Source organism: Bacillus marinisedimentorum (assembly GCF_001644195.2).
In the GTDB taxonomy this organism is placed as follows: domain Bacteria; phylum Bacillota; class Bacilli; order Bacillales; family Bacillaceae_O; genus Bacillus_BL; species Bacillus_BL marinisedimentorum.
The window spans coordinates 1-10,669 of record NZ_LWBL02000081.1; the positions used below are offsets into that span (position 1 = coordinate 1).

Genomic DNA, 10,669 nt, shown 5'->3' on the forward strand with positions numbered 1-10,669 from the left:
TGTTTGTTCGGCGTGAAATATTCAACTTATGGCGTGAAACCGGCCGTGTCCTTCAGCCAGCCATTGCCGACGGCGGGAAACAAACATGATTTCGCTTGAAATCTCCCCGTTACGGCGTGAAACAAGGGTCTTACCGCGTGAATTCCCAGCTCACCATATGGAAATGAGCAGGGAACATCAGCTAAAACCCCAATTTTAAAGAGGAAATAGTCTTTTAACCGCCAAACCCTTGTCCATCCCGGTTCTCAAACTTCATTTCAACAAACTGCTGTCTCTGGAAGCATATTCATAAGCGGCCTTATAAGAAAAAGCTGCCCGGTGACAGGGCAGCTTTTCCTTTTATTATTCAGTACTGTGTGCAACTGTGTAGGCATTCAATTCATTATTTGACGGCTGGTTTTCCCCGCCGCCGCGCTGGCCGCCGTGAGCTTTCTTGAATGAGTCACTGTTTACCCACGCTTCATAGGATTCTTTTGAGTCCCATTTTGTGAACACGATTTCTTTCCCGTCTTCTTTTTCATTATCAAGGAACATGAACTCGAGGCAGCCAGGCACCTGCTTCATGTTTTCAGCACTGCCGCCGAAGCGTTCAATCATTTTTCCTTTCATTTCTTTCGGGATATTAAGTTCATTCATCACAACATACATCCATAATCCCTCCCAGGAAATAGTTTTCTTTTTTCATTATAACGAAACAATCCGGCACACCAAAATTTTTTGGCGCTTTTCATTCACATGATAGGGAAAAATGGGCTATAATAAAAATAGCTTTTCTGCAAATTGTCTGCGGCAAGTTTGGAGAAAGAAGGAGGAACTCATCCATGAGCTTTTTACTTATTCTCGGTGTCATCCTGGCATTTCTGGCCGCCATCTTCACAGCAGGCTATAATGACCGTCCAGGATCAAACCGATAATAGAAAGAAATGCGCAAGGCGCCGGGAAGCGGCGTATTATGCCATGAAAAAACGACCTGTCATCAGGTCGTTTTTTATTTCTCAGGAAAGGCCCGGGAAGCGCTGCTGTCTCAAAGCCTCATATGCAATAATGGCTGCTGTGTTCGAAAGGTTGAGCGAGCGGATATTGCCTGTCATCGGCAGCCGCAGGCACTGGTCCGGATATTTTTCCGGAATTTCATCAGGCAGTCCGGTTGTTTCCCGGCCGAACACGAAAAAGAGTTCCTGATCCGAATTGCTGAAGTCCGCATCCGTAAACACATTCTTGCCGAACTTTGTTATAAAGTAAAAATTGCCGCTGCTGTATGCCTGGAACAGCTCATCCAACGAGTCATGGTAATGGATATCAACATGCTCCCAGTAATCGAGACCGGCCCTTTTCAGCATTTTATCATCAGTTGAAAACCCAAGCGGCCTGACAAGATGCAGTGATATACCGGTTCCTGCACACGTCCTTGCAATGTTTCCTGTATTCGCCGGGATCAGCGGCTGGAAAAGCACAATATGAATTCCCACAGTTGTCACCTCAAACAGAACTTATAAATAGGTTTGTACTTTTCCTATTATAGCATGCGGCACCTTTTTTATAGAAATCGGCCTTTCGCCTGCAAATTGAACCTCCGGATGGTTCAACTATCATCGACAATGTGAAAGAATTTATACTGGATATTCGGAGTCCAGGCGGCTGAATCTTCATAGGACCAATACCGCATGCGGCTGTTATTCGTATGGGCATTTACAAGCGGCATTCCGGCAGCATCCTTCGCTACAACAATCGTATTATGGTCCCATTTGCCGTCACCTTCAAAATCATAGCAGATCACATCACCAGGCTGCAGAAGATCTGCTGATGCCATTTCCTTCCCCCGCAGTCCTGTTTTTGCGCCGCTCAAGTACCAGCGGAGCGAATGAGCAACAGCCCAGGAATAACTCCAATTATTGTTCCGGTACCACCATCCCTTGCTTCGGTTCGGGTACCCGCTCATTGGCGCTCCTCCCGCATACAGGCACTGTGATATAAAGTTGGTGCAATCGACATCGAACTTTTTAAAATTGGGATTATAACTGTTCCACCATCGTTCAGCATATTTCACCGCAGCCAGCCTGTCATAATAAAAAGGAGATCTCTCTTCGTTCCCGCTTTCACTCCAATCGATGGAAGGCGGCTCTTCTGGCTGCTGCTCGATCACCGCCCGGTCCGACTTCAATTTCCCGCTTTTGAATTCGGCTTCGCGATGTTCTATTTCTTCTTCTATATATAGATGTTCTTTTTGTTTAAGCAAATATTCATGGTGCAAAGCATATTGGATAATCTCACTTTCTTCATAACGGAGCAGGCTGTAAATTTCACCGGTCGTCTTTGCCTTCACAATTTCTGCTACCCTGTTTTCCAGCAGCCTTAGCCTGCGTTCAGTTCCTTCCAGCTTTTGTGCAGGAAATACTTTGTTCTCCTCCGTTCCTGCAAATTCATGAACCTGCGTTTTCCAGTTCTTTTTCAACTCATGCAGCCAATCCATCAGGCAGTTCTCCCCTGAATTTATTTTAAGATATACATATGCAGATAAAAACAGGGGCGTGCACCTATGGAAAAAGCAAGAAATAGAGCTTATGGGCAATCCTTAGCAGGCAAAAAAAAAGCGCCGTTTGGCACTTCTAACTGATTTTTTCGAGAGCATCTTCAATTTGGAGGAGCTGCTGCTTCTTTTCCAATCCGCCGTTGTAGCCGACTAGCTCACCGTTGCTCCCGATGATCCGGTGGCATGGAATGATAATTGGCAAAGGGTTTCGGTTCACAGCATTGCCTACAGCCCTGACAGCCCTTGGTGCATTTACAGCCTGTGCAATGTCTTTGTATGACCGGGTTTCACCGTATTCAATCCGTAAGAGCTCGCTCCATACCTTTTTCTGAAAAGGTGTCCCCTGGAAATCCAGCGGAAGCTGAAACTCTTTTCTTATGCCGGCGAAATAGTCGCTGAGCTGGCTTTGCGCATCGAAAAGCATTTCTGCATTCTGCTCCAGCTCAACTGTGTAAAACACTTTTTTGGACCAGGCGGATAAAAGAGGCAGCGCACTCTCACTGTCTCCGAAATGAATTTTACAAATTCCCTTTTCAGTGGAAACAATAGTGACTGCTCCCATCGGGCTTTCCATTTCATCGAAATAGAGGGTTGGCTTTCCTGTCATCCTATCCCTTCTTTTCCATTACTTTTTCAATATCTTACAGAAAAAAGACAATAATTACGAAGCGTAAAACAGAGCTTATTTAAGCATTTCCAGTCCTTTATCGATTTCTTCCATTACTTTTTCATCGTTTTCTCGCTTTTTCGCCTGTATAAGAAACTTTTCGGCATCTTCACTGCCTATTTTTCCTAGGGCCCAGGCAGCAGTGCCTCTAATCACCGGCCTGGGGTCTTCTTTAACGAGGCGCTTTAAATCAGGTACCGCTGATTCATCCCTGTAGTGGGCAAGAGCAATAATGGCATTTCGCTGAATCGGTTTCTTTCCGCGCCACGATCCTGCAATGGGACCGAATTTTTCTTTGAACTCCCGGTTGGAAATGCTGAGAAGCGGTTTAAGCTCCGGTTTCACAACCTCCGGATCCGGTTCCATCTCCGGGTGGAAATGAAAATCCACTTTTTTATTTTCCGGGCAAACGAGTTGGCACGTATCGCATCCATAAACTCGATTTCCAATTTTATCGCGGTACTCATCTGCCAGGAAGCCTTTCGTTTGCGTCAAAAAAGCGATGCATTTGCTTGAGTCAAGCTGCCCCCCCTGGACAATTGCCCCGGTCGGGCAAGCATCAATGCACTTATTGCAGGTGCCGCATCTGTCTTCAATAGGTGTATCCGGTTCAAAAGGGATGGTCGTAATCATTTCACCAAGGTAAACATATGAGCCTAGCTCGGGAGTTATGATGGAGGTGTTTTTCCCGCTCCAGCCAATCCCTGCCCGTTCCGCTGCGGCACGGTCGGAAAGTTCGCCGGTATCAACCATTGATTTCACCTTTGCTTCCGGTACTTTTTCCAAAATGAAGGCTTCGAGCTTTTGCAGGCGGTCCCTCAGGACATCATGATAGTCCAGTCCCCAGGAAGCCCGGGCAAACAAACCGCGCCGTTTTTCCTTTGTGCTCCGCGGAGCGTCCTTCATTTTGGAGGGGTAGGCAAGTGCAATCGAGATGATTGATTTTGCCTGCGGCACCAGCAGCTCCGGATTGGTCCTCTTCTCGATGTCAGGTTCTTCAAAACCGGACTGGTACCCCAATTCCTGCTGGTTTTCAAGCCTCCCCTTCAGCGTTTGAAAGGTGTCAGCACTTGCAAAGCCGATTTTGTCAATGCCGATTGTTTTACTATATGCGATTATCTCTTCTTTGAGCTGGGCGGTATTCATGGATTTCACCTCTTTTTCTTAAAAATGGGCGGACAGCTTACTTTTTGATTCCAAGTGTCCGAAGCCTGTTCAGCGCAGCGGCGATTTCATGCCGGCGCGGCCTGGCCAGATCGCCCGGATGCTGCCCTTTGGATAACGTAAAGGAGCCGGGCCCCTCATTGTCCATCTTTTCTTCAATGAAATCAAGTAAAGCGGGGATTGCTGCTTCTTGCCGGCTTAATCTTTTTTCTCTTTCCAGAAAAAATAAGATTTCCGCTATCATCCTTGTCTGGCTTTGATCAACAAGCTGTTCTACATATTGAAGCTGAATGTCGCTCCTTCCATACTGGATCGACGATAAACCCCTTGCTGTCACTTTCGATTTCTTGCCTTTTCTGCTGTCAAGGCTTTGCGGCAGCGGAATGCGCTCACTGATAGCAGTAAAGCTCCCGCCTGCTTCGCTCTCTCGCTTAAATTCGATTTTCCTGGCAATGTCCCGGGCCTCGGCTGTCACGTCTGCAGGTATATACTCTTCCATCCGGATAACTTTATCGGCAACATCGAAATAATCCCCCGAACCGCCCATGACAAGGATAGTCGAGATGTTCCGCTCTTCATACAGGTGCTTGACCCGATCGATAAAAGGCGTGATAGGTTCCTTCTCTTTTGCAACGAGCGCCTGCATTCTTGCGTCCCTGATCATAAAGTTGGTGGCACTTGTATCTTCATCAATCAATAGGACCGATGCCCTGGATTCCATACCTTCCATTATATTAGCGGCCTGAGAAGTGCTTCCGCTCGCATTTTCGGTCGTAAACGAATGGGTGTTTTTCTCGTAAGGAAGGTTATTAATGAACGGTGAAATATTAACTCCCGTTATCTTCCGCCCGTCTTCAGCCCTCACTTTCACAGCATCGGGATGGCTGAGGACAAACTCTCTTCCATCACCTTCAATATGATCATAAACGCCAAGCTCGATCGCCTTCAAGAGGGTACTTTTTCCATGGTATCCTCCGCCGGCGATGACGGTGATTCCCTCTTTCACCGCCATCCCCGTGACAGGATCTTCCTTATGAGGGACCTGTATCTCCACTGACATGCTTGCAGGACTCACAAACGGAACAACTTTCCCTTCCCTCAGCGGCCGGCTGCTCACTCCGCTCTCGCGCGGAAGTACGGCACCATCGGCAATAAATGAAATGATTCCGTTTTCCTTCATATAACCCCGGATTGCCCCCTGCTGGTCAGCGAGCCGATGTGCACGGGAGAGTTCACTTGTATCAATATTAAAGATGCTTCCCTGTAAAATCGCAGGGATTTCTTCAAAAAACAATTGCTCTGCCTGTTTGCCGAGCACCCGCCGACCGCGGGCGGGAAGCCCGATGGAAAGGCAAAGCCCAATCTCTTTATCATTTATGGACACAGCAGTCCGCTCTAACACTTCCTGGCCCGGTGCATCAATCATAATCAATCCGCTCTTCCCTGTCCCGCCTGCACCCTTGCCGCCTTTCTTCCTGATTTCCCTGGCAGCAAGCCGCGCAATAAAATCTTCTGTTCGGATCTTCCGGTGTTTTGTGTCATCCCAGCTTGCCTCATAACCCGCATTCTTACGCGGGACCAGTACACGGATTTTTGAAGGGGAGGCAAACGGATCACCCTGGACATAATCTACAGCAAGCCTCCAGCTGCCGAAGGTATAAGTCCCCTGAATGTCTTTATATGCCTTATAACCCTTACCATCAATCTTCCGCAGCAAATGCCGCAGTTTTTCCATCATCCATCACCTCTGTCAATCTATTTCAAGTGCAGTGCTTCCATATGCTACACTGATTAAAAGAGCCTATAGGAGGAACGCACAATGCCCAATGTTTCAATCTCGCCTAAAGTGAAAGAACATATTCCCGATTTCAAAATAGGCTGCATTACCTATCATGATATCGTGATTGATGATGCACCTCAAATGATAAAAGGAAGGCTGCAGCTGTATCAGGAATCCCTGCAGCTCGACCTGGATGTCAAACAAATAAACGACTTTCCCGGCATTCATGAATGGCGGCAAGTGTTCAAGCAGGCAGGAACGGACCCGTCCCGATACAGGCACTCTGCCGAAGCGCTCTACCGCCGCCTGAAAAAAAAGGATACCATTCCGCTCATCCATTCTGCAGCCGATATCAACAACTTCTTTTCCCTGCAATATGAAATCCCGGTCGGCATCTATGACATGGATAAGCTTGCCGGCGATGTGACGATTGATATCGGAACCGGTGAGGATCAATACAAAGCCTTGAACGGACGTGATATGAACATGCAGGACAAACTCCTCTCAAGGGATGACACCGGCTCTTTCGGAAGCCCGATCACCGATTCTGCTAGAACAGCCGTCACAAAAGAAACAGCAAACGCCCTTCAGCTGTTTTATCTGAGGCCGTCCATGAATCGTGACGAAGCAGCACAACTGCTCGAAGCCGCCGGCAAAATGTTCACTCAGGTCCACGGAGGCACAAGAGAAACAAGAGTGATTGAATAAACTGGCTCTCCGCCTGCTTGCACTATTGGCAAGCAGGTCATTTTATTCCTCTATAATGTAATGCTCCTACGCACATTAAAAAACGCAATGCTTCATTAAAAACGAAACACTGCGTTAGTCACAAGGTTTAAGTATAAAAATTTAGAATGGAGCGGGTGATGGGAATCGAACCCACGACATCAGCTTGGAAGGCTGAGGTTTTACCACTAAACTACACCCGCATAATTAATCAGATATATAAAGTTGTTTGTGTTGCCGACAGTCATGCCTCTTCCTCTGCCAGCTTACTCAGAGATGATTAATGCGTCGAGGCAACTCGTAGCTTATTCAAAGAAGTAACCCTCGTGGCTGAGGTTTTACCACTAAACTACACCCGCAAAGTGTTTTTCCATCGGAATGATTATTATTATATTGAAATTCAAATCATATTTCAAGGGGCAAATCTGAAAAATGTCGAAAATAGGCGTTGCAGCAGCATCGAATCAGATATTCATCCTTGGGCCAGGATCGCAGTAATCAAAAACTGATGGGTCAACCTATCAGTCGAGTGTCTTTGTCACACCCCAGATCCTGTCAAACCCGCCGTAATTATTCAAAGCGATATCCAGGTCATGAAAATAACGGTGAAGCTCCAGAATGTGACTCTTTTGCTCTTCGTCCATGACAGCCTCCGAAATCCGCTGAATATCCTTCAAATCGGTCTTTAAGTTTTTACTACCTACAGAAGAAACGAACTCTTTTGTCTTCACCGTTACATTTCTAGCCATTTCCCTTTGCTCATTCCAATTGACACTGTTAATCCCACCGTATCCTAGTGTTTCATTGTAAAAATCGTGTGTTTTTGCAACGAACCTTCCGACATCCTGATTCTGTTTGCCAATGGTGGCCTGAATTTCTTCGACTTTTTCTTTTGATACCGTGTTATTGTTTCCTGTTCCCTCATCGATCTCTTCCCCGCTGCCAGTTGCCATCATTGTATAAATTGAGAAAGATGAGACTGCAAGTATTGTCATGCTTATGATTATCGTCCAGAATAGGCTTTTCTTTTTCATTTTTCAGCCTTCTTTCTTTAGGCAAGTTATGGTCTGGCCTATCTAACCAGTCTCTATTAAAATAGTAACAGACTTTCATCCAAATACCAATAATATACATTTGGTCACTGAATGTATATACTCCAATTTCTTGATTAAGTAAAACCCTGATACTGATTGACAGTCTAGGCTATAAAAAAACCCCCGCATCAAAACGGGGAAAAGAAGAACCGCAGAAAATAAGCGGTCTCGATTGTGGATATTAATACCGGCGGCCGGGGTCGAACCGGCACTCCAGAAGGAACACGATTTTGAGTCGTGCGCGTCTGCCAATTCCGCCACGCCGGCAAAGTATAATGGCGGAGAAGGTGAGATTCGAACTCACGCGACGGTTGCCCGCCCTAACGCATTTCGAGTGCGCCCCCTTATAGCCACTTGGGTACTTCTCCAAGGTTTATTATTTAAAAACTTGCAGCCATCACACAATGGATGCTGATAACTTTTGAATCCTCAGTCTGCCCTCTCCGTGCAATAGATCAGGAAGGATACAATACAAGTCATCGTATGAAAAAAGACCCTTTCACTTTAATGAAAGAATCCTTTTTCACAACAACTGAATTGTTGGGCAATACCGGTGGCCGGGGTCGAACCGGCACTCCAGAAGGAACACGATTTTGAGTCGTGCGCGTCTGCCAATTCCGCCACACCGGCATAATAAAAATTGGAGGCGGTAACCGGATTTGAACCGGTGATAAAGGTTTTGCAGACCTCTGCCTTACCACTTGGCTATACCGCCTTAATGGAGCGGAAGACGGGATTCGAACCCGCGACCCCCACCTTGGCAAGGTGGTGTTCTACCACTGAACTACTTCCGCAATAATGGCTGGGCTAGCTGGATTCGAACCAGCGCATGACGGAGTCAAAGTCCGTTGCCTTACCGCTTGGCTATAGCCCAATAAGAGTTTACTGCATCCTTTATGGGGCGACTAATGGGAATCGAACCCATGATGTCGGAGCCACAATCCGATGCGTTAACCACTTCGCCATAGCCGCCATGTTAATTGGCAGGGGCAGTAGGAATCGAACCCACACTGGAGGTTTTGGAGACCTCTGTTCTACCGTTAAACTATGCCCCTATATGATCTTTTGTGAATAAAAAATGGTGGAGGAGGGCGGATTCGAACCACCGAACCCTGAGGGAACAGATTTACAGTCTGCCGCGTTTAGCCACTTCGCTACTCCTCCATATGAAAATGGTGCCGGCCAGAGGACTTGAACCCCCAACCTACTGATTACAAGTCAGTTGCTCTACCAATTGAGCTAGACCGGCACACAAATGGTGGCTCGAGACGGAATCGAACCGCCGACACGAGGATTTTCAGTCCTCTGCTCTACCGACTGAGCTATCGAGCCATACTGTAGTGTACATGAACTTACTTAATCATTCGGCCTTACATAGTTACCTGTCTCTTCCTCTGCCAGTTTAATCAAGGAAGATCATGCGTCGAGACAACTCGATGTGGACTCAGAGAAGCGGATGCTCGTGACTGAGCTATCGAGCCATACTGTAATGCACTTAACCATTCGGCCATTTCACTTCAAAAATGGCGGTCCGGACGGGACTCGAACCCGCGACCTCCTGCGTGACAGGCAGGCATTCTAACCAACTGAACTACCGGACCATATTTGGTTGCGGGAGCAGGATTTGAACCTGCGACCTTCGGGTTATGAGCCCGACGAGCTACCGAACTGCTCCATCCCGCGATGATATGAATAAAGTGTTACTTTGTATCCTGGAGTTACGCAGTTAAAAACTAACTGTCTCTTCCTCTGCAAGCCTATTCCGGGATGATTGATGCGTCGAGACAACTCGAAGCGGATTCATAGATGTATCGCTCGTTGCTCCATCCCGCGATAATATAGAAACTTTCAGATTTGGAAAGCATATGGTGGAGGATGACAGGATCGAACTGCCGACCCCCTGCTTGTAAGGCAGGTGCTCTCCCAGCTGAGCTAATCCTCCGATATAGTGAAGCGATATGCCAGGAATGCCTGGCATTCACTTCTGTCAGTGACCCCTAGGGGATTCGAACCCCTGTTACCGCCGTGAAAGGGCGGTGTCTTAACCACTTGACCAAGGGGCCAATTTAATATGGCGGAGAGCGAGGGATTCGAACCCTCGAGACGGCGGTAGCCGTCTACACGATTTCCAATCGTGCTCCTTCGGCCACTCGGACAGCTCTCCATTGGCTCCACAGGCAGGATTCGAACCTGCGACAGCTCGGTTAACAGCCGAGGGCTCTACCACTGAGCTACTGTGGAATGGTTATCTATCTTCCTTAACTGATTTAGCAGCGTCACTACTGCTTCTTCCTCTGCATGCTAAGTCAGAGAAGCATATGCGTCGAAGCAACTCGCAGCCGATTCAGGGATGCGTTGCTCGTCACTGAGCTACTGTGGAATTGTTGAAATTTCGCCCGGCGGCGTCCTACTCTCACAGGGGGACGGCCCCCAACTACCATCGGCGCTGGAGAGCTTAACTTCCGTGTTCGGGATGGGAACGGGTGTATCCTCTCCGCCATTGCCACCGGACTTGTTATAACAGCTTGAATCACTTTGTGTCCAAACCTTTGTGTTCAAAAGTTTCCCTGAATCAGCTTCTCTCTTTCTTCTAATTCATTTAGGAACAAGATATATTATACAGAGATTACGCTGAATTGCAAGGATAACTTTTAAGGTCATTCCCTGAAAACTGGATAACTTCATGCAAGCAAGTAATACGTTGATAT

At 47.2% G+C, this 10,669-nt stretch carries 8 protein-coding genes, 18 tRNA genes and 1 rRNA gene; 1 reads left to right on the top strand and 26 read right to left on the bottom strand.

Annotated elements, in window-relative coordinates:
- Positions 1-342: 342 nt before the first annotated feature.
- From A4U59_RS20390 to A4U59_RS20415, 6 genes are all read right to left on the bottom strand, one after another.
- Complete coding sequence (locus A4U59_RS20390; protein WP_070121840.1) at positions 343-648, bottom strand: antibiotic biosynthesis monooxygenase family protein; 306 nt, start codon at positions 646-648, stop codon at positions 343-345.
- A 347-nt stretch (positions 649-995) separates the two neighbouring features.
- Positions 996-1,478 carry a tRNA (uridine(34)/cytosine(34)/5-carboxymethylaminomethyluridine(34)-2'-O)-methyltransferase TrmL gene (gene trmL, locus A4U59_RS20395; protein WP_425388933.1) on the bottom strand — a complete coding sequence of 161 codons (483 nt, stop codon included), beginning with the start codon at positions 1,476-1,478 and terminating at the stop codon, positions 996-998.
- 104 nt (positions 1,479-1,582) lie between these two features.
- Complete coding sequence (locus A4U59_RS20400) at positions 1,583-2,470, bottom strand: amidase domain-containing protein (protein ID WP_070121842.1); 888 nt, start codon at positions 2,468-2,470, stop codon at positions 1,583-1,585.
- Positions 2,471-2,606: 136 nt separating this feature from the next.
- On the bottom strand, positions 2,607-3,137 hold the full coding sequence (locus tag A4U59_RS20405) for a methylated-DNA--[protein]-cysteine S-methyltransferase (RefSeq protein WP_070121843.1): 531 nt from the start codon (positions 3,135-3,137) through the stop codon (positions 2,607-2,609).
- A 75-nt stretch (positions 3,138-3,212) separates the two neighbouring features.
- On the bottom strand, positions 3,213-4,343 hold the full coding sequence (queG, locus tag A4U59_RS20410) for a tRNA epoxyqueuosine(34) reductase QueG (protein WP_070121844.1): 1,131 nt from the start codon (positions 4,341-4,343) through the stop codon (positions 3,213-3,215).
- Positions 4,344-4,380: 37 nt separating this feature from the next.
- On the bottom strand, positions 4,381-6,096 hold the full coding sequence (locus A4U59_RS20415) for an ABC-ATPase domain-containing protein (RefSeq protein WP_070121845.1): 1,716 nt from the start codon (positions 6,094-6,096) through the stop codon (positions 4,381-4,383).
- A gap of 84 nt (positions 6,097-6,180) precedes the next feature.
- Between A4U59_RS20415 and A4U59_RS20420 the strand changes: the two genes are divergently transcribed.
- Entirely contained in the window at positions 6,181-6,849 is a 669-nt protein-coding gene (locus A4U59_RS20420) for a B3/B4 domain-containing protein (RefSeq protein WP_070121846.1), read from the top strand.
- A 147-nt stretch (positions 6,850-6,996) separates the two neighbouring features.
- Here the strand turns inward: A4U59_RS20420 and A4U59_RS20425 are convergent.
- From A4U59_RS20425 to rrf, 20 genes are all read right to left on the bottom strand, one after another.
- Positions 6,997-7,070, bottom strand: a tRNA-Gly gene (locus A4U59_RS20425).
- A gap of 318 nt (positions 7,071-7,388) precedes the next feature.
- Positions 7,389-7,901, bottom strand: a complete 513-nt coding sequence (locus A4U59_RS20435; protein ID WP_070121848.1) for a hypothetical protein — start codon at positions 7,899-7,901, stop codon at positions 7,389-7,391.
- A 245-nt stretch (positions 7,902-8,146) separates the two neighbouring features.
- Positions 8,147-8,228 (bottom strand) — tRNA-Leu (locus tag A4U59_RS20440).
- A 9-nt stretch (positions 8,229-8,237) separates the two neighbouring features.
- Positions 8,238-8,329 (bottom strand) — tRNA-Ser (locus A4U59_RS20445).
- Positions 8,330-8,509: 180 nt separating this feature from the next.
- A tRNA-Leu gene (locus A4U59_RS20450) sits at positions 8,510-8,591 on the bottom strand.
- 11 nt (positions 8,592-8,602) lie between these two features.
- A tRNA-Cys gene (locus A4U59_RS20455) sits at positions 8,603-8,676 on the bottom strand.
- 4 nt (positions 8,677-8,680) lie between these two features.
- A tRNA-Gly gene (locus A4U59_RS20460) sits at positions 8,681-8,755 on the bottom strand.
- Between the two features lie 5 nt (positions 8,756-8,760).
- Positions 8,761-8,835 (bottom strand) — tRNA-Gln (locus A4U59_RS20465).
- A gap of 23 nt (positions 8,836-8,858) precedes the next feature.
- Positions 8,859-8,933, bottom strand: a tRNA-His gene (locus tag A4U59_RS20470).
- 9 nt (positions 8,934-8,942) lie between these two features.
- Positions 8,943-9,016 (bottom strand) — tRNA-Trp (locus A4U59_RS20475).
- Between the two features lie 24 nt (positions 9,017-9,040).
- A tRNA-Tyr gene (locus A4U59_RS20480) sits at positions 9,041-9,125 on the bottom strand.
- A 9-nt stretch (positions 9,126-9,134) separates the two neighbouring features.
- A tRNA-Thr gene (locus A4U59_RS20485) sits at positions 9,135-9,210 on the bottom strand.
- Between the two features lie 7 nt (positions 9,211-9,217).
- A tRNA-Phe gene (locus tag A4U59_RS20490) sits at positions 9,218-9,293 on the bottom strand.
- 192 nt (positions 9,294-9,485) lie between these two features.
- Positions 9,486-9,562: transfer RNA gene (locus tag A4U59_RS20495), tRNA-Asp, on the bottom strand.
- Between the two features lie 5 nt (positions 9,563-9,567).
- A tRNA-Met gene (locus A4U59_RS20500) sits at positions 9,568-9,644 on the bottom strand.
- A 183-nt stretch (positions 9,645-9,827) separates the two neighbouring features.
- A tRNA-Val gene (locus A4U59_RS20505) sits at positions 9,828-9,903 on the bottom strand.
- A 49-nt stretch (positions 9,904-9,952) separates the two neighbouring features.
- A tRNA-Glu gene (locus A4U59_RS20510) sits at positions 9,953-10,024 on the bottom strand.
- A gap of 9 nt (positions 10,025-10,033) precedes the next feature.
- Positions 10,034-10,125 (bottom strand) — tRNA-Ser (locus tag A4U59_RS20515).
- A gap of 2 nt (positions 10,126-10,127) precedes the next feature.
- Positions 10,128-10,202, bottom strand: a tRNA-Asn gene (locus tag A4U59_RS20520).
- Positions 10,203-10,355: 153 nt separating this feature from the next.
- Positions 10,356-10,472 (bottom strand): 5S ribosomal RNA (gene rrf / locus A4U59_RS20525).
- Positions 10,473-10,669 lie beyond the last annotated feature (197 nt).

What these genes read in the sequence shown, in the direction of transcription:
- A4U59_RS20390 (WP_070121840.1), bottom strand. Translation starts at nt 648, where the DNA reads ATGTATGTTGTGATGAATGAACTTAATATCCCGAAAGAAATGAAAGGA.
- A4U59_RS20400 (WP_070121842.1), bottom strand. Translation starts at nt 2,470, where the DNA reads ATGGATTGGCTGCATGAGTTGAAAAAGAACTGGAAAACGCAGGTTCAT.
- A4U59_RS20405 (WP_070121843.1), bottom strand. Translation starts at nt 3,137, where the DNA reads ATGACAGGAAAGCCAACCCTCTATTTCGATGAAATGGAAAGCCCGATG.
- queG (WP_070121844.1), bottom strand. Translation starts at nt 4,343, where the DNA reads ATGAATACCGCCCAGCTCAAAGAAGAGATAATCGCATATAGTAAAACA.
- A4U59_RS20415 (WP_070121845.1), bottom strand. Translation starts at nt 6,096, where the DNA reads ATGGAAAAACTGCGGCATTTGCTGCGGAAGATTGATGGTAAGGGTTAT.
- A4U59_RS20420 (WP_070121846.1), top strand. Translation starts at nt 6,181, where the DNA reads ATGCCCAATGTTTCAATCTCGCCTAAAGTGAAAGAACATATTCCCGAT.
- A4U59_RS20435 (WP_070121848.1), bottom strand. Translation starts at nt 7,901, where the DNA reads ATGAAAAAGAAAAGCCTATTCTGGACGATAATCATAAGCATGACAATA.